Raw genomic sequence first — 17147 nt, 5'->3', positions numbered from 1 at the left:
AGCTCCGCATGATAAGGTAGGGCCGCCTATCTCTTTGCACCCGGATGCCATGTTCGAACTGACACCCAGTGAGCAGCTGCTCGCCCGCCTGATCGCCTTTGACACCACCAGCCGTAACAGCAACCTCTCGCTGATCGACGAGGTGGCCGGCCTGCTGGATACGCTGGGTGCCAGCGTGCGCCTCACGCACGACGACGCCGGCGGCAAGGCCAACCTGTACGCACGACTGGGCGGGGCGGGGCAGGACGCTGTGGTGCTGTCCGGCCACAGCGACACCGTACCGGTCGACGGGCAGCACTGGGCGTCGGACCCGTTCAAGCTCGATTTGCGTGACGGACGGCTATTTGGCCGCGGCAGTGCCGACATGAAAGGCTTCCTCGCCTGCGTGCTGGCGGCGTTCGCGCGTTTTGCCGAAGCCGGCGTTGCCAAGCGACTGCCGCTGGCGATCGCGATCAGCTACGACGAGGAAGTCGGCTGCCTGGGCGTGTCACGCCTGATCGACGATGTGCTCGAGAGCGGCGAGGCGCTGGCAGGCTGCGTCGTCGGCGAGCCGACCTTGATGCAGGCCATCGTCGCGCACAAGGGCATCGCCCACTGGCGCTGCCAGGTGCACGGCCGCGCCGCACACTCCTCGCTGACCCACCAGGGCGTCAATGCCATCGAGTACGCCGCGCAACTGGTGGGCTTCATCCGTCGCCTGGCCGACACGGAGCGTAACGCAGGCAGGCGGGTGCCACTTTTCGACGTCCCCTACAACACGCTGCAGACGGGCTGGATCTCGGGCGGCAGCGCGCCGAATATCGTGCCGCGCGCGTGCGACTTCATCTTCGAGTGTCGCTGGCTGCCCGGTGACGATCCGCAGCACTTCTACCGGCAGGTCGCCGCCGAGGCCGAACGTCTGCAGCAGGAGATGCGCATCACCGCGCCCGAAGCCGCGATCGCGTTCGAGTCGCTGGTGCACTGCCCCGCATTCGAAAGCGGCGAGCACAACCCGCTGCGGGACTGGCTGACCGCCCAGGGCGAGCACGGCAGGGGGCTTGGCGTCGCGTACACCACCGAAGCCGGCCATTTCAGCCGGCTCGGCGTGCCGGCCGTGGTGTGCGGCCCCGGTTCGATCGAGCAGGCGCACAAGAGCGACGAGTACGTCGAGCGCAGCCAGCTTGCCCTGTGCGACCGCTGGCTGGACAGGCTGGCGGCGCAACTGATCGAGCGCCGGATTTGAAACCGTTTGCGCCCGCGCGGCGGCCAAGCTAAATTCGCGCGGCAAGATTCCATCCAACCCAAATATCAAGCACCGCCATGACACAACAAGATGCTTCTGCCAAAACCGTCCGTGACGGTTTCACCTCCAGCTTCGGCGTCCTCGCCGCGACGCTGGGCTCCGCCGTCGGCCTCGGCAATATCTGGAAATTCCCCTACCTGACCGGCGCCAACGGCGGCGCGGGCTTCCTGGTCGTCTACCTGTTGGCGACCTTGCTGGTCGGCCTGCCGGTGATGATTTCCGAGATCATGCTCGGCCGGGCGGCCAAGCGCGATGCGGTGACCACCCTGGTGCAGTTTTCGCCGCGCGGGCAACCCTGGTGGCTGGTCGGCGCCTTCGGCGTGCTGGCGGCCTTCCTGATCATGGCCTTTTACTCCGAGGTCGCGGCGTGGGTGTTTGCCTACGTGTTCAAGGCAATCGGCGGCAGCATCCTCTCCAGCGACCCGGCGGTCACCTCGGCCGCGTTCGGCCAACTGGTTTCCGACCCTGTGCAGTCGCTGCTCTGGCAGTGGCTGGTGCTCGCCTTCATCGGCGGCATCCTGCTGATGGGCGTCTCCAAGGGGATCGAGGCGGTAACCAAGAAGCTGATGCCCATCCTGTTCCTGCTCCTGATCGTCTTGTGCGTGCGCAGCCTGATGCTGCCTGGCGCGGCCGAGGGCCTGTCCTTCCTCTTCACGCCCGACTTCTCCAAGATCAGCGGCGCGGTGATCCTGACCGCGATGGGGCTGGCCTTCTTCAAGCTGTCGATCGGCATGGGCACGATGATCACCTATGGCAGCTATTTCCGCGACGACCAGAACATCCCGGCGACCACGGTGCGCGTGATGGCGGCAGACCTCTTCGTGTCCATGCTCGCCGGCATCGCGATCTTCCCGGCGGTGTTCTCCTTCGGCTTCGAGCCGGCCGCCGGCCCGTCGCTGGTATTCATCACCATCCCGGCGGTGTTCGCCAGCATGCCGTTCGGTCATGTGTTCATGGTGCTGTTCTTCGTGCTGACCGCGATCGCGGCGACCGGCGCGATGCTATCCATCCTCGAGGTGCCGGTGTCGGTACTGAACGGCCGCTTCGGCATCAGCCGCCCGAAGGCGGTGGTCGCAACCTTGCTGCTGCTCGCGCTGATCGGCTCGACCTGCGCGCTCTCCGGCAGCCTGCTCGCCGACTTCAAGCTGTTCGGCTTCAATATGTTCGACCTGTTTGACGAAGTGAGCTCGAAGCTGATCATGCCGGCCGGCGGCATCGCGCTGTGCCTGTTCGTCGGCTGGGTGTGGGGCTTTGACAAGATGAAGGCCGAACTCTCCAACCACGGCGCGCTCGCCAACGAGGCGCTGCTGCGCAAGCTGTTCTTCCTGCTGCGCTATGTGACGCCGCTCTTGGTACTCGCGGTGATGCTCAGCGGGTTGGGGCTGATCTGACCGTGGCCTCCCTGCACGCGCGCCGGCGCCTGTGGCAGGCCTTCTCGCTGCTGGCTGTGTTTGCCTTGCTGGCTGCGCTGGTGCCGGCGCCCGAGCTTGGGCGCCTGGCCCGGCCTGCAAAGGAGGCCGGCAGGCTGTTTCTGCCGGATCGGGACGGCGACCTGGTCCGCGACGACGTGGGGCGCATGATCCGGCAGGATTACTCGGGAGTCTCCCACGCGGCGCTGATGCAGGTCGCGCGCAGTTGGCAGAAGCTGGCGACACTCGCCGACGCGAAGCCTGACGTACAGTTTGCCGCCGGCAACCGCCTCACCCGAGCGTTCGACTGCGCTTACAGCCCCGGGGTGCTCGCCCGCTCGCAGATGGGGCCGCAGGACATGTACGCGGCCATCGCGCGGATCCGGGACGCGCTGTTTGACACGCCGGAACGCAAGGCGGCGCTCGAGAAAGCCGAAGCAGGGCGGGGCACGCGTGCCTGGGCGCACGACAACGCCCCCTGCGATTTTGACCCGGCGGCGATGGCAGGCTGATCCGTCGCTCGCGGTCAGCCCCGCGCCTGTCACCACAAGGCTAGGCCTTGCTCTTGGCAGGCGCTGACGGGGAGGGAACCGCTTCGGCCTCCAGCGTTGCCGGCAAGGCCTTGCGTCCGCGCCGCTTGGGCTTGTCTTCCGCCTCGTCCGGCAGCATGCGAACGAGGCGGCGCCGGATTTCTTCCGACTCCATCCAGATGTCCTCGCCGCGCAGGATGCGCGCGAGCTCCTCGTCCTTGAGAAAGGGCAGGCAGATGTTCTGCATCACCTTGGCGAACCACTTGCCGATCGCCAGTACCTGCGCCTGCTGCTCGTTGCCCTTGCCCATCAGCGCGGAGGTGTAGTTGTGGAACATCAGCTGGCAGTTGTCGTGCACGATCAGCTCGTCGCCGGACAGGAAGAGCAGGGCGCCCATCGAGTACGCGCGGGCCTCGAGCACGGTCACCACGTGCGCACGGGTCGCCAGCATGTTGTTGATCAGTTGCAGGCCGCTGTCGAAGTTGCCGCCCGGCGTGTTGAGGTGGAAGAACACCGCGTCGTGCTCGCTCGCCGTGCGCAGCGTGTAGAGGATTTCCGCGTAATAGCGCGGCTCGAGGATCTCGCCAGACAGGTAGAACGAGATCTGGCGGGCGGTGATCTGGCTCTCGAAACGCTGGTAAGCCGGCACGATCGCGTCTATCCCTTCGTCTTCTTCCGGTACCTGCGCGGGCTGGGGGTAGCGTCTGCTCATGGCGTGCTCCTGGTTCATGGGTCGCTCCGACTTTCTTAGACCATCTTGAAGCAATAAAGTGCGAAACCACCGCAGTGTTATGGCATAGAATATCGCACCCATCTAGCCATATCCCTCATGCTGACCCTTTCTTTCCTGTGCGCATTCGCCTTCATGGCCGGCCTGATCGACGCGGCCGTCGGCGGTGGCGGCCTGATCCAGATCCCGGCACTCTTCAACGCGCTGCCGCAAGTCTCCGCGCCGACGCTGTTCGGCACCAATAAGTTCGCCTCCGCGGTGGGCACCCTGTCGGCGGCGCGCAGTTATCTTAGCCGGGTGAACATCGCGTGGCCGCTGGTGCTGCCAGCCGCCATCGCCGCCTTCGCGATGTCGTTCGCAGGGGCGGCCGCGGTCAGCCTGCTGCCCAAGGAGCTATTGCGGCCGATGGTGCTGGTGCTGCTGGTGGTGATGGCGGTCTACACGCTGTGGAAGAAGGATTTCGGCAAGCTGCACAAGCCGGTGGCCATCGGCCGCCGGGAAATGGCGCTCGGCGTGCTGATCGGCGGCGCGATCGGCTTTTACGACGGCCTGTTCGGGCCGGGCACCGGCAGCTTCCTGATGTTCCTGTTCATCCGCTTTTTCGCGTTCGACTTCCTGCACGCGTCCGCGTCGGCCAAGGTGGTCAACCTGTCGACCAACGTCGCCGCGCTGCTGTTCTTCATCCCCAGTGGCAACGTGATTTTCGCGTACGCGCTGCCGATGGCCGCGTGCAATATGGCCGGCGCGATGGTCGGCACCCGACTGGCGATCACCAAGGGCGCCGGTTTTGTGCGCATCCTGTTCCTGCTGTTGACCAGCACGCTGATCTGCAAGCTGGCCTGGGACACGTTTAGCGGCGCTTAGCGGGAAGAGGGCATGCGGGATCGCGGCAGGCTTCATCATGATGATGAGGAGGTTGCCGGGGACGATGCAGGGTAGTAGCCGATTACTACACCTGGAACATATCTGGCGGTGCCATGCCATGTGTACTCACATTATTTTACATAATGTACATTATGCGAAGTACTGAACGACAAAAAGGGCGGCACATCGCGTGCCGCCCGCACAGTCCTGCCCCTTAGTTACGGAACTGAGGCACCTGCCGGCTCATCGACGCCATCACCGCCTGCTGGATGTCTTCGGACATCAGCATCGCCGCGTTCCACGTCGCGATATATTGCAGACCGTCAGCGACGCTGTGGTCACGGCTGTAGTTGATCACGTGCTTGCTGCCTCTCACTGCAACTGGGCTCTTGGCGGCGATCGAGGCCGCCACCGACAGCGCGGCGTCGATCAGCGACTGCGCGTCATCGAATACCCGGTTGATCAGCCCCCACGACAGCGCCAGGTCCGCGTCCACGTCGCAGCCGGTCAGTGCCATCTCGCGCGCGACGCCCTGGCCGACCACATGGTGCAGCCGCTGCAAGGTGCCGACGTCGGCGACCATGCCCATGTCGACCTCCTTGACGCTGAACACCGCGTCGCGGCTGGCGTAACGGAAGTCGGCCGCCAAGGCGATGTCGAGGCCGCCGCCGACGCACGCGCCGTGGATCGCGGCGATCACCGGCTTGCCGCACATCTCCAGGCTGCTGACGCTGTCCTGCAGTTGCAGGATCAGCCGGCGCAGCTTCTCGCGCTTGCGCGTGTCGCACTTGTCGGCGACGGCCTGCTGCACACCGATCAGCATGGTCAGGTCGATGCCCGAGGAAAAATGCCGCCCCTCGCCGGACAGCACCACGGCGCGCACCTCAGGCGTCTCGTCGCACCAGGTGAAGGCTTCGCCCAACTCGCGCCACATCGTCTCGTTCAGCGCGTTGGCCTTGTCCGCCCGTGCAAAACGCACATGCGCGACCTGGCCAACCAGCTCGACCCGGAACGTCTCCAGCGCAGGCACGGCCGCGCAGCCCTTGTTTGCGTCGCTCATTTTTGCTCCTTCTTCTTGGGCAGCCAGGCCCAGACCATCGTACATTCGATCGGCGCCTGACCCGACTCATCGGTCACGGTGACCGGCACCTTGATTTCGCCGCGCTCTTCGTGGTGAAAGCGCACGATGTCGTCGTCGCGCAGGGTGGCGACCGCGCGCATCGCGCCTTGCGAGCGCTTCAGGTAGTCGACGTGCATCGACTTGAGCAGCATCAGCTTGTCGTCGGGCATGTTCATGCCGACCACGAAACCGGTCGCCGTTTCCGCCAGCAGTGCCATCGCGGCCGCGTGCACGCCGCGAATATGGTTTTGCGCGCGGCGTCGGTTGGCGATCGAAACGGCGAGGCGGTGGCTGCCGACTTCCTCGAAGCGCACCCCTGCCGTCGACAGGAACGGCACGACGCGGCCGAACACGCGGCTGAGCACCATGCTGCGCAGCGGCGCCGGCAAGGCGCGGGTCTTGCCGGCGATCCGGCTCATGCGGTTTTGAACTAAGGCCATGGATTTCCCCGTGTGCGGGCACGAAGCCCGGTTGTTTGGCGTCTTGTTATGGTGTGGTGCCGCCCGCAGCGAGGGCGTCAGGCGGCAGGTCCAGCAGCCGGCAAATCTGGGCCTTTACGGCAACAAGCATGTCCGGCTCGATGCGTGCCAGCTGCAGCGCGCCTTGCAGTGCGCTGAACATCAAAAGCCCCATCGCCTCGGGCTCGCCCGGGTAGCGCATGCAGCCCTCCGCCCTGCCCTTGTCCGCGATGGCGACCGCCCACGCGCGCATCTGCCCAATAAAGCCCAGTGCCTCGCGTTGCATTTCGTCCGGCAACGCCGGGTACTCGGTGGAGAGTACGCCGCTTGGGCAAATCTGCCGGTCGCGGCTGAAATAGACGGTCGACAGCTCGAAATAGTTGACGAGTTGCTCAAGCGCCCCCAGTTCGGCCTGGCTGTCGACGAAGCGCTCGAAGCGGCGCCGGTAGCGCTGGATCAGTGCGACACCCAGGTCGGTCTTGTGCGGGAAATGGTAGTGGATGGCTGCGTTGCGTACGCCGAGCACCTTGCTGACTTGCTGGTAGCTCAAGGCCGAAAAGCCGCGCGAAAGGAACAGGCCTTCGGCAAGGTCGAGGATCTTGCGGCGCGTATCGCCGCGTGCGGACGGGTCGCATTTCATGCCGCGACTCTACTTACCGGTCAGTAAGCTGTCAATGCCGATGTCGTTAAGTGCCGCAGTGCGGCAACATCGTTTATGATGTCGGCTATCTCAATCGGGCCGCATGCATGAAAGTCAAATTCAGCAAGATGCACGGGCTAGGCAACGACTTCATCGTCATCGATGGCGTGCGCCAGACCGTCACCCTCACTCCGGAAAAAATCCGCCAGTTGGGCGACCGCCACTTCGGCGTCGGCTTCGATCAGCTGCTGCTGGTCGAATCGCCCGAGTCGGCGGACAACGACTTCCGCTACCGCATCTTCAATAACGACGGCAGCGAAGTCGAGCAATGCGGCAACGGTGCCCGCTGCTTCGTGAAATTCGTGACCGAGCAACGCCTGACCAACAAGCGCGCGATCCGGGTGGAAACCCAGCGCGGCGTGATCGTGCCCGAAATGGACGCGCAAGGCGCGATCAGCGTCGACATGGGGCTGCCCCGCTTCATGCCGGACCAGATTCCGTTTGCCGCCGAGGCCCCCGCCCTGCGTTACCCGCTGGAAGTCGACGGCGATCTTGTCGAAGTCAGTTGCGTGTCGATGGGCAACCCGCACGCGGTGATCGTGGTCGATGACGTGGACAGCTACCCAGTCGCCGGTGTCGGCCCGCGCGTGGAGGCGCATCCGCGTTTCCCGCAACGCGTCAACGCGGGTTTCATGCAGGTGTTGAACCGCACGGAAATCCGCCTGCGCGTGTTCGAGCGCGGCGCCGGCGAAACCTTCGCCTGCGGCACGGGCGCCTGCGCCGCGGTGGTCGCCGGCATCCGTCTGGGCTTGCTCGATCATGAAGTCAAGGTGCACACCCGCGGTGGCGACCTCACCATCTGTTGGCTAGGCGACGACACGCCGGTGCGGATGACCGGGCCGGCCGTCACGGTGTTCACCGGCGAAGTCGAGGTCTGAGCGATGCAGGAAGCCCAGGTTCGTGCGTGGCTGCAGGCCAACCCCGACTTCGTGCGCGAGCACGCCAACTTGCCCATCACCTTGGGCGAAGGCAAGGTCTTGCCGCTCTCGCAGTTGCAACTGAAGGCCTGGCAAGGCCGGGTCGCCCAACTGGGCGGCGAACTGGGCGCACTGCTCGAGCGGGCACGCGAGAACGAGGTGTTGCTCGGACACCTGCATCGCCTCGCCTGCCTGCTGGCGGGTGCCGACAGCCGTGAGGCGTGCATCCGCACATCGCTCGCGTGCTTTGCCGACACCTTCGGCCTGCCGCGCGCAGCGCTTTATCTATTCAACGCATCTTCCGACCCGCTCGCCGACTACGCCGAACAGCTGACGGAGCCCTACTGCGGCCCCTACGCCAGCGAGCGCGTGATCGCCCTGCTGCCGGCGGGTCCGGCGCCCGAGTCGTTCGCGCTGGCGGCGCTGAGAAGCCCGGACGGCACAGCCTTCGGCCTTGCCGTATTTGCCAGCGAAGACAGCGGACGCTTTGCCGCCGGCGTCGCCACCGATTATCTGGCGCGGATCGCCGAACTTCTTTCGGCGGCGTTGTGGCGGACCCGCGCGTCCTGACGGGCGTCGCGGCGCACTGGTTGCTGACCGCACTGCCCGCCTTTTATGCGCTGCACGGCTTGTGGCTGGCGCGGGCGCGACCGCATGGCTTGTTGGTGCTGGCAGCCGCCAGCGCTTACCTGCTGCTGGCGGGCGTGTTCGATACCTTGCTGCCCTGGCAGGCGGGGCGCTGGCTGTTGCCGTTAAGTTACGGCTACCTGTGGCTCGCGCTGTTCGCGCTGATCTGGCTGCCTGCCTGCGTGCGGCCGGGCTTGACCCGCACATGGCTCTCGGGCAAGGGCGCCTTGTTCCTGCTCGCGTGCGTCGCAGGACAGACCGGGATTTTGCTGGGGGCGCTACACTCTCCCGCCCTGCTCGCGACCTACCTGCTCTCGCCCGGCGCAACAACCGCCATCCTGTACGCAGGCTGGGCCTTCCTCTGCGCCTGCAGCGACGGGCGCTCGGTCAGTCATGCGGCGCTGTTCGGGTGCGCGCTGTTATGCGCGCTGGCTGCCGCGGTGGCCGAGCCCCTGCGCCAGCTGGTGGGCTGGCTCCTCCTGATTTGGGGCTAATCCTCGTCCTCGACGACCCAGGACGGGCTGCGTTTTTCGAGGAAGGCGTGCACCCCTTCCAGTTGCTCGGCGCTGCCGACCAGGCTGACAAATGCCAACTTCTCGGCGGCAAGCTGCGCGTCCATGTCGCGCGAGAGACTGTCGTCGATCAGCTTGCGGGTCAGGATGACCGCCTGCTCGCCTTGCCGAGCGACCTTGCCGGCAAGGCTCACCGCGACGATTTTCGAGAAGCCAGGCTCGACCACTTCCTCGATCAGCCCGATGTCGTACGCCTTTCCCGCGTCCAGCGTCTCGCCGCCGAGCATCATGCGCTTGGCCCAGGCGAGCCCGACCTTCTGCGCGAGCGACTTGCTACCGCCGCCAAAGGGCACCAACCCCGCGCTTGCCTCGGGCATGCCCAGCACCGCGCCGCGCTCGGCGACCATATAGTCGCAACTGAGCGCTAGTTCCAGCCCGCCGCCCAGCGCGTAACCGTTGATCGCGGCGATGGTCACGCCGGCAAACGACTTGATCGCGCCTTGGGCGCGGCGGAAGGCGTCGACCACTTCGGCGGCGTGAGCCTTGTCACCGCTGACGAACATGGTCATGTCGATGCCCGCGCAGAAATACTGCTCGCCGGCCCCCGTGAGGACGATGGCACGGACATGCTCGTCCAGCGCCAGTTGACCGACCGTCTGCTCGATCTCGAGCAGTACCTGCTCGCTCAACGTGTTGACCGGGGTGTGTGCGATCGTGACGATCGCGGTCGAGCCCAGTTTCTCGACGACGACGGGTTTCATATTGTCTCCTGTTCCATTAACCGCCGGCATGCGCTGCTGACGAAGCTCTGTAAATTATCCCTTGAAAATCAGCCGGAGCAAATGAAAGACTTCCCATTTGCACAAACCCCAGATTTCCCGAATGGGTATCTCATGCGTTATAGACAAGCCAACGTGAAGTCTAGCGTCAACTTCACTGTTAAAATGCAGGCTTTTCCGGACCGACCATGCTCGAAACCAGTTACCTCGCCCTGTTGATGGCAGGCCTGCTCGGCGGCGGCCACTGTCTTGGCATGTGCGGCGGCATCGTCGCGGCCCTGAGCGGCGGCGGCCGCGGCCGCGCACCGTGGACGCTGCTGCTCGGCTATAACCTCGGCCGAGTCGCCAGCTACACGCTGGCCGGTGCCCTGCTGGGCGCGGCGGGCGCGCTAATCCTGGAACACGCCGCGTTCACCAGCGTGCGCGTCGCGCTCTTCGTGCTTGCCAACGTGGTGATCGTGCTGATGGGCCTGTATATCGCCGGCTGGTCGGGATGGACCGCCCGCATCGAGCGCTTGGGCATGCCCTTGTGGCGGCGCCTGCAGCCGCTCGCGCGCAGCCTGATCCCGGTGCGCTCGCCGCAACAGGCCCTTCTGGTCGGCGCATTGTGGGGCTGGCTGCCTTGCGGGCTGGTCTATAGCGCGTCGCTCTCGGCGCTGGCCAGCGGCAGCGCGTCCGGCGGCGCGCTGGCCATGCTCGCCTTCGGTGCGGGCACCCTGCCCAACCTGTTGCTGATGGGCTGGTTCGCCAGCCGCTTGCGCGCCTGGCTGCAAAAGCCCTGGCTACGCCGCGTCGCCGGCGTAGCGGTGGTCGCCAGCGGCGCGTGGCCGCTGGCACGGCTGCTTGTCAGTGCAATGCGCTGACGATGGCACCGACGTTGGCGCGGAACAACCCGAGGTAGCTATTGGCCGGCGCGCTGCCGGCGAGCGCGTCCGAGTACAGCCGTCCGCCGACCTTGACGCCCGCTTCGCGCGACAACTGCTCGATCAGCCGCGGGTCACTCATGTTCTCGACAAACACGGCTTTCACCTTGTCCTGGCGGACCTGGCGGATCAAGGCGGCAACCGTCTTCGCCGACGCCTCGGCCTCGGTCGAGACACCGCGCGGGGACAGGAAGCGGATCTGGTAGCGGTCACCCAGATAAGCGAACGCGTCGTGCGAGGTCAGTACCTTCCGCTGTGCGGCCGGCACCGCGGCGAACTGGCTGGCTGCCCACGCGTCGGCCGCCTCGACTTTCTTCGTGTACGCGGCGGCGCGGTCGCGGTAGTAGTCGCGCCCGGCCGGGTCTGCCTTGGCGAGCCCCGCCTCGATATTCCTCACGTACTGCACGACCCGCCTCGGGTCGTGCCAGGCGTGCGGGTCGACGCCGCCGTGGTCATGGCCGTGCGCGTGGCCGTGGTCGTCGTGGCCGGTTTGCAGGGGTTTTACACCCTGGGTCGCGACGATGTTGACGCCCTTGAAGCCCGAGGTTTTCGCAAGCCGGGCGACCCACCCTTCGTACCCCAGCCCGTTGATGACGAAGACCTTCGCCGCGCCAAGCTTCTTCACGTCGGCCGGGCGCGGCTGGTAGACGTGCGCGTCCTGGTCGGCGCCGACCAGCGGCACCACCTCGACCCGCTCTCCGCCCACTTCGCGGGTCAGGTCGGCGAGGATGCTGAAGCTGGCGACAACCGGCATGGGGGTCGCTGCCCAGACCGTGCCGGTCAGCGTGAACACGACGGAAAACAAGAGGGCTTTTTTCATGGTCATTCCAGTGTATTGATGGAAGTTTGCCTACTCGGCGAGGTGACGCCCGCGCAGGTAGCGCGGCAGCGCGCCGCCTTGCTTGCCCACCAGCAGCGACAACAGGTAGATCACGCCGGCGAGCAGGATGATCGCCGGGCCGGACGGCAATTCGACGTGGTAGGACAACAGCAGGCCGCCCACGCCGCTGGCCGTCGCGATCAGCACCGCCGCGACCAGCATGCCGCCCACGCTGCGCGCCCACAGCCGCGCGCTGATCGCCGGCAGCATCATCAGGCCGACCGCCATCAAGGTGCCCAGCGCCTGGAAGCCCGCGACCAGGTTGAGCACGACCAGCAGCAAAAAGAGCTGGTGCCACCACGGCCCGTGCCCGCGCATCGAAAAGAGGAATACCGGGTCCAGGCACTCGATCAGGAGCGCGCGCCAGATCACGGCAAGCGTGAGTAGCGTCACCGTCGCGACCGAGGCGACCAAAAGCAGCGCCGCGTCGTCGACGGCGAGCACCGAGCCGAACAGGATGTGCATCAAGTCGACGTTGCTGCCGCTGACCGACACGAGCAGCACGCCTGCCGCCAGCGACATCAGGTAGAACGCGGCGAAGCTCGCGTCCTCGCGCACCGAGGTGTAGCGGGTGGCGATGCCGGCCAGTGCGGCGACCAGCACGCCCGCGACAAAGCCGCCGACGCTCATCGCCGGCAAGGAGAGGCCGGCCAGCATGAAGCCGATGGCCGCGCCCGGCAGTACAGCGTGGCTCATCGCGTCGCCCATCAGGCTCATGCGGCGCATCACCAGCAACAGGCCGATCGGCGCCGAGCCCAGCGCCAGCGCGACCGACGCGACCAGCGCACGGCGCATGAACGCGAATTCGGCGAACGGCGCGACCAGTGTTTCGTAAAGCGTGGCGAGGATCATGCGCCCTCCTTGGCTGTCTCGCAGACCGGCGCGTGCGCGTGCCAGACGGCGACCTTGTCGAGCGCGCGGCGCAGGTTGTCGTCGGTCAGCACCGACGCGGTCGCGCCCCACGCGACCACTTCGCGCGCCAAGAGCAGGGTCTGCGCGAAATAGGCGCGCACCTGCTCGTAGTCGTGCAGCACGGCGATCACCGTGCGGCCTTCCTCCTTCCAGCGGCGCACCAGCTCGAGCAGGTCGAAGGTGGTCTTGGCGTCGACCGCGTTGAAGGGCTCGTCGAGCAGGATCAGCCGTGCGTCCTGCACCAGGATGCGGGCAAACAGCACGCGCTGGAACTGGCCGTTGGAGAGCGCGTCGATGGTGCGCGAGGCGAAACCGGACAGGCCTACGGTGGCCAATGCCTCGCTGACCTTGGCAAGCGACGCCGCGTCGACGCCGCCGAAGGCGCCGGTGCGCCGCCACAGGCCGGTGGCGACCAGGTCGGTCACCGTCACCGGCAAGGAGCGGTCGATTTCCGACTGCTGCGGCAGATACGCGATATCGGCGAGCGAGCCGCCGTCAAAGTGCACCGCACCTTCGTCCGGCCTCAGCGCGCCGATCATGGTCTTGAGCAAGGTGCTCTTGCCCGCGCCGTTGGGGCCGAAAATGGCGGTTGCCTCGCCCTCGGCGAAGGTGCCGCTGGCGTGGTGTACCGCCGGGTGGCGGCGGTAGGAGACGGTCAGGTTGTCGAGGATGATCTTCACGCGACCTCCCCCAGCGCCCAGAACACGAGCAGCCACAATAGGGCCAACAGCAGGCTAGCCCCCAGCAATCGCTCGAGCGCAGAGCGCATCAGCAGGGTGCGTGGCGGACGGTGGTTCGTGCTCATGGATGCGCCTCCGTGTCCAGACATTCGGCGAGCGCGGCCTCGATCGCGGCCTCGTCGATGGCCGGCGCGATCAGCTCGAAACGGCTGTCGCGTCGCCAAGCGACCTGGCTCGCCCCCCACTGCCCGGCGCTCCAGTTGAGCCACACCCAGCTGCCCAGCACGCGGAACACGCCCTTGGCGCGCACCAGGCCCGGTACGCGCGCGGACAGGCTGTCGAAAAATTCGGTCAGCCGCTCGCCGTTGAAGTCGCGGTCGGCGTCAAACGACCAGCCGGCGCTCACCCAGCCGCCCGCCTCGCCGCGCGGCACGGCCGGCCGGTAACGCGGACGCGGTGCGGCGGGCATGGCGAGCCACGCCGGGTCCGCCGCGCCGTTGGCCACCTGCGCGACGAGCGCCTTGGCCGGAAACAGGGCGCCGGCCTGTTCGGCAAAGCGCGCGAGCGTCACCGCGTCGGCGAGGTCGCACTTGGTCGCGATCAGCACGTCGGCGACTGCGACCTGGTCGCGGTACAGGGGGTTGCGCGCGTAATCCGGGTCGACGAACTGGCGCGGGTCGACCAGCGTCAGCGTCGCAGCGACCTCGACGCCGTCGGCAAGCGGTTTCTCGCGCATTTCGTCGATCACGCCGGCTGCGTGCGCAAGCCCGCTCGCCTCGATCAGCAAGCGGTCGGGGCGGTGGCGGCGGATCAGCTTGGCGACCGTCACCGTCAGCTGCGGGCCGGCCGCGCAGCACAGGCAGCCGCCGGCGATCTCGGCAACCGGCAACTCGCCGTCGTCGAGTACCGCGCCGTCGATGCCGATTTCGCCGAATTCGTTGACGATGACCGCCCAACGCTCGCCGGCCGGACGATTGGATAGAAGGTGGCGCAAGGCGGTGGTCTTGCCCACGCCCAGAAAGCCGGTAATCAGGTTGATCGGGGTCTTGTTCATGCGCATTCCTTGCAGCAACCGGTGAGCACCAGCGTCTGTTCGCGCGGCACGAAGCCTGCGGCGCTGGCCGAAGCCGACAGCGCGGCGAAGGCATCGTCGCCGGAGAGTTCGGTGACCTTGCCGCAACGCTCGCAGGCGAGGATCAGTGCGCGGTGGGTACACTCGAAATGGTGGCAGACGATATAGCCGTTGAGCGCGTCCACCCGGTGCAGCATGCCCTGCTGTGCCAGGTAGTCGAGCGCACGGTAGACGGTGGGCGGCGCGACGACGCCTCGCTCGGCCTGCAAGTCGGCGAGCACCTGATAGGCCTTGACCACCCCCGGGTAGCCCAGCACCAGCTCGAGCACGCGGCGGCGCAAGGCCGTCAGCCGCGTGCCGCTGGCGCAGCAGGCGGCGTCGGCGGCGGCAAGATAGTCGCTTGTGTTCATCGACGCGCTCCGGTCGGATCGAAACGCGAGATTGTTATACTATAACATTGCTTCGTCAAGCCGCCGCAGCGGCTCAGTAGTCGGCCCCGAGGTAGAAGTAGGCCGTCCAGCGCCCGCCCCTGCCGTTGCCGACGCCGAGGAACAGCGGGCCGAACAGCGTATCCGCGCCGACGAAGGCCGACGCGGCCGGCAGCCACTCGCTGTCCTTGCCGTCCCACAGGCCGTTCCACACGCGGCCGAGCTCGGCCGACGCGCCGACGTAGACGCCGGTCCCCAGCGCGAAAGGCAGCGAGGCGACCCGCCAATAGCCCATCAGCCGCGCCAGCGCCACGCGCTGGCCGAGCAGCTCGTCGTTCTGGTAGCCGGACAGGTTGAGGAAGCCGCCGAGTGACGCGATGTTGGCGCCTTCCTGCGTGCTGCCGCGCGCCTTGCCAGTCAGCCGCCAGGTCAGGTCGGCGCCGGTGGTGTGCACGTAATCGAAACCGGTGTCGTAGCTGACCAGCTGCTCGTAGTCTTTCGAGCTCCAGTCAGGCAGCGCGCGCTGCGCCTCGACCCTCACCGCGTAACCGTTGCGGGGCCAGCGCGGGTTGTCGACCTGGTCGATGGTCAGCCGGGTCTCGACGCCGCCCAGCCGGTAGCTCGCACTCGGAAATTCGCCCGGGTCGCCGACCCTGAGCCCGGTGTCGACCTGCCCCCTGAAGAGGCCCAGCCGCCATTCGCCGTAGCGGCCGAGCGCGACCCCGGACGAGAGCGACACCCGCGAGTCGCGCAGGCTCAGGTCGGCGCGCCGGTCGTGCTCGGGCGTGTACAGCGAAAAGGCATCCTTGCTCACGCGAAAGCCGCCGGCGAAGAAGAACGGGGACGTCGGGTCAAGCGGCTGGTAGAGCTCGCTGCCGAAATACAGGCTCTCGCCTATTCTCGCCTCGTTAAACCAAGTCGCACCCGCCTCGTTGACCCAGGTGCGCCGGTGGCTCGCCAGCACCGCGAAGGTCGCGTCCCCGTTGCTGGCCCCTTCCATGCTGACGCCAAAACGCAACAGGTCGGGCCCGGTCGCGCGCGGCTGCGGAGTAACGACGGCGCGCTCGCCATTTTCGCCCTCTACCCGGTACGCGAGCCGGTCGTAGTCGCCCTCGGCGAACACGTCCTGCAAATTGGCGAGGAAAGCAGATTGCGTCTGGCCGGCCGCCGGCACGGCCAGCTTGTCCTCGAGCAGGCGCCGGCTGCGCCCGGCGGGCGCGTCGACCTTGACCGATTCGATCCGCCCCGGCGTCGCTTGCGAGAGCGAAGCCTTCCAGAGCTGGTAGACCGCCGGGTCCGCCGCGTAGCGGGCCAGCTGAGCGGCCTGCGCACGCGCCGCGGCCCGCCCGGCCGCGACGATGCGCGGACTGTCTGCAAACGCGGTGACCGGGGTGTCGCCCAGCGCGGGCGTGATCAGGATGTCGTCCGGCCCCAACAGCTTCTTCTGTTCGGCAACATTGCGGCTGACGCCGAAATTCAGGCTCTGGGTGAGCACGTCAAGCCAGGAGCGGATGTCCTCCGTCTTCTTCAGCGGCTCGCCGACATCGACGGCGATCACCACGTCCGCGCAGCGCCCCTTGATGTCGGACACCGGCAGGTTGCGCGCGAGCAGTCCGTCCACCAGCAGGCGCCCGTCGACCTCGACCGCGTCGAAGACGCCCGGCACCGCCATGCTGGCGCGCAGGGCGGTCGCCAGGTCGCCCTTGTCGAAAACGACGGCGTCACCGTTGGCAAGGTCGGTGGCCACCGCCCTGAACGGGATGGGCAAGCGGTCGAAGTCACCGGCCGGGATACCCTGGGTCAGGTAGCGGATATAGAGGTCGACCGCCTGCGAGTTGAGCGCGCCGCGCGGCAGCTTGAGCTTGCCGTCCTCGATGCCTACGCTCAGGTCTAGGTAGTTGCGGACATCCTCGCGCTTGCGCGAAAAGGGCACGTCCTCGCGGCGGGGCTTGCCCGAGGTGAGCTGGTCCCAGTCGGTGTGCGCGAAGGTCGCTTCCAGCTTGTCCAGCGGCTGGCCGCTCGCGTAGATGCCGCCGATCAGCGCGCCCGCACTGGTGCCCGCGATGCAGCTGATCGGGATGCCCAGCCGGTCGAGTTCCTGCAGCACCCCCAGATGGGCAAAGCCCCGCGCGCCGCCGCCGCCCAGCACGACGCCGATCCGCGGCGCAGGGGCAGCGTCGTCTGCCAGCACCGGACCGGCGAGCAGCCCGAGCAAGATTGCAACAAACAGTAAGCGTTTCATGGCGATTTACGGCGGCACATCCCTTCGCGGCAAGGCGGCAAACGGGTAGAATCGCCTATTGTTAAGAAAAATTGTAGACAGC

Annotated in this window: 20 protein-coding genes; 8 read left to right on the top strand and 12 right to left on the bottom strand. The window is 66.8% G+C overall.

What is annotated here, in order from left to right:
• The first annotated feature begins 49 nt into the window (after nt 1-49).
• The 3 genes from argE (at nt 50) to GZH52_RS06550 (ending at nt 3203) form a co-directional block, all read left to right on the top strand.
• A complete protein-coding gene (argE, locus tag GZH52_RS06560) occupies nt 50-1222 on the top strand; it encodes an acetylornithine deacetylase (protein WP_163315687.1) in 1173 nt (390 codons plus the stop codon).
• A gap of 77 nt (nt 1223-1299) precedes the next feature.
• The gene (locus GZH52_RS06555) at nt 1300-2673 is read left to right on the top strand and encodes a sodium-dependent transporter (RefSeq protein ID WP_163315686.1); all 1374 of its coding nucleotides are present in this window, start codon (nt 1300-1302) and stop codon (nt 2671-2673) included.
• 2 nt (nt 2674-2675) lie between these two features.
• Nucleotides 2676-3203, top strand: a complete 528-nt coding sequence (locus GZH52_RS06550; protein ID WP_163315685.1) for a hypothetical protein — start codon at nt 2676-2678, stop codon at nt 3201-3203.
• Nucleotides 3204-3243: 40 nt separating this feature from the next.
• Here GZH52_RS06550 and GZH52_RS06545 read toward each other — a convergent pair whose 3' ends face one another.
• Nucleotides 3244-3933 carry a Clp protease ClpP gene (locus GZH52_RS06545; protein WP_163315684.1) on the bottom strand — a complete coding sequence of 230 codons (690 nt, stop codon included), beginning with the start codon at nt 3931-3933 and terminating at the stop codon, nt 3244-3246.
• Nucleotides 3934-4050: 117 nt separating this feature from the next.
• Between GZH52_RS06545 and GZH52_RS06540 the strand changes: the two genes are divergently transcribed.
• The gene (locus GZH52_RS06540) at nt 4051-4815 is read left to right on the top strand and encodes a sulfite exporter TauE/SafE family protein (protein WP_163315683.1); all 765 of its coding nucleotides are present in this window, start codon (nt 4051-4053) and stop codon (nt 4813-4815) included.
• Nucleotides 4816-5029: 214 nt separating this feature from the next.
• Here the strand turns inward: GZH52_RS06540 and GZH52_RS06535 are convergent, their stop codons facing one another.
• The 3 genes from GZH52_RS06535 to GZH52_RS06525 are packed head-to-tail and all read right to left on the bottom strand — an operon-like array spanning nt 5030 to nt 7033.
• Nucleotides 5030-5875: a crotonase/enoyl-CoA hydratase family protein gene (locus GZH52_RS06535; RefSeq protein WP_163315682.1), complete on the bottom strand. Its 846-nt coding sequence runs from the start codon at nt 5873-5875 to the stop codon at nt 5030-5032.
• The gene (locus tag GZH52_RS06530; RefSeq protein WP_163315681.1) at nt 5872-6375 is read right to left on the bottom strand and encodes a DUF4442 domain-containing protein; all 504 of its coding nucleotides are present in this window, start codon (nt 6373-6375) and stop codon (nt 5872-5874) included. The genes GZH52_RS06535 and GZH52_RS06530 overlap by 4 nt, the downstream gene beginning before the upstream one ends.
• A gap of 46 nt (nt 6376-6421) precedes the next feature.
• Nucleotides 6422-7033, bottom strand: coding sequence for a TetR/AcrR family transcriptional regulator (locus GZH52_RS06525; RefSeq protein ID WP_163315680.1), 612 nt, complete (start codon nt 7031-7033; stop codon nt 6422-6424).
• Between the two features lie 107 nt (nt 7034-7140).
• Here GZH52_RS06525 and dapF point away from each other — a divergent pair, with 107 nt between their 5' ends.
• The 3 genes from dapF to GZH52_RS06510 are packed head-to-tail and all read left to right on the top strand — an operon-like array spanning nt 7141 to nt 9131.
• The gene (dapF, locus tag GZH52_RS06520; RefSeq protein WP_163315679.1) at nt 7141-7971 is read left to right on the top strand and encodes a diaminopimelate epimerase; all 831 of its coding nucleotides are present in this window, start codon (nt 7141-7143) and stop codon (nt 7969-7971) included.
• A gap of 3 nt (nt 7972-7974) precedes the next feature.
• Entirely contained in the window at nt 7975-8580 is a 606-nt protein-coding gene (locus tag GZH52_RS06515) for a DUF484 family protein (protein ID WP_163315678.1), read from the top strand.
• Between the two features lie 20 nt (nt 8581-8600).
• Nucleotides 8601-9131, top strand: coding sequence for a hypothetical protein (locus GZH52_RS06510; RefSeq protein ID WP_163315677.1), 531 nt, complete (start codon nt 8601-8603; stop codon nt 9129-9131).
• Here the strand turns inward: GZH52_RS06510 and GZH52_RS06505 are convergent.
• A complete protein-coding gene (locus GZH52_RS06505) occupies nt 9128-9910 on the bottom strand; it encodes an enoyl-CoA hydratase (RefSeq protein WP_163315676.1) in 783 nt (260 codons plus the stop codon). The genes GZH52_RS06510 and GZH52_RS06505 overlap by 4 nt on opposite strands.
• Nucleotides 9911-10116: 206 nt before the next feature.
• On the opposite strand from GZH52_RS06505, the gene GZH52_RS06500 reads away from it, so the two are divergent.
• Nucleotides 10117-10791: a sulfite exporter TauE/SafE family protein gene (locus GZH52_RS06500; protein WP_163315675.1), complete on the top strand. Its 675-nt coding sequence runs from the start codon at nt 10117-10119 to the stop codon at nt 10789-10791.
• Here the strand turns inward: GZH52_RS06500 and GZH52_RS06495 are convergent.
• The 7 genes from GZH52_RS06495 to GZH52_RS06470 all read right to left on the bottom strand — a co-directional run bounded on the left by GZH52_RS06495 (nt 10775) and on the right by GZH52_RS06470 (nt 17065).
• On the bottom strand, nt 10775-11671 hold the full coding sequence (locus GZH52_RS06495; RefSeq protein WP_163315674.1) for a metal ABC transporter solute-binding protein, Zn/Mn family: 897 nt from the start codon (nt 11669-11671) through the stop codon (nt 10775-10777). The genes GZH52_RS06500 and GZH52_RS06495 overlap by 17 nt on opposite strands.
• A gap of 30 nt (nt 11672-11701) precedes the next feature.
• Nucleotides 11702-12583 (bottom strand): metal ABC transporter permease, encoded by an 882-nt coding sequence (locus GZH52_RS06490; RefSeq protein ID WP_163315673.1) that lies wholly within the window; start codon nt 12581-12583, stop codon nt 11702-11704.
• Entirely contained in the window at nt 12580-13323 is a 744-nt protein-coding gene (locus tag GZH52_RS06485) for an ATP-binding cassette domain-containing protein (RefSeq protein ID WP_163315672.1), read from the bottom strand. The genes GZH52_RS06490 and GZH52_RS06485 overlap by 4 nt, the downstream gene beginning before the upstream one ends.
• Nucleotides 13320-13448: a hypothetical protein gene (locus GZH52_RS16990; RefSeq protein ID WP_275405043.1), complete on the bottom strand. Its 129-nt coding sequence runs from the start codon at nt 13446-13448 to the stop codon at nt 13320-13322. Before GZH52_RS16990 ends, GZH52_RS06485 begins: the two co-directional genes overlap by 4 nt.
• Nucleotides 13445-14377: a CobW family GTP-binding protein gene (locus GZH52_RS06480; protein WP_163315671.1), complete on the bottom strand. Its 933-nt coding sequence runs from the start codon at nt 14375-14377 to the stop codon at nt 13445-13447. The genes GZH52_RS16990 and GZH52_RS06480 overlap by 4 nt, the downstream gene beginning before the upstream one ends.
• A complete protein-coding gene (locus GZH52_RS06475; RefSeq protein WP_163315670.1) occupies nt 14374-14805 on the bottom strand; it encodes a transcriptional repressor in 432 nt (143 codons plus the stop codon). The genes GZH52_RS06480 and GZH52_RS06475 overlap by 4 nt, the downstream gene beginning before the upstream one ends.
• 73 nt (nt 14806-14878) lie before the next feature.
• A complete protein-coding gene (locus GZH52_RS06470) occupies nt 14879-17065 on the bottom strand; it encodes a patatin-like phospholipase family protein (RefSeq protein ID WP_163315669.1) in 2187 nt (728 codons plus the stop codon).
• Between the last annotated feature and the right edge of the window lie 82 nt (nt 17066-17147).

The organism is Crenobacter caeni (assembly GCF_010435965.1).
Classification (GTDB): Bacteria; Pseudomonadota; Gammaproteobacteria; order Burkholderiales; family Chromobacteriaceae; genus Craterilacuibacter; species Craterilacuibacter caeni.
The sequence above is the reverse complement of the archived record's forward strand: the minus strand, read 5'-3'. Positions and strand labels throughout refer to the sequence as shown.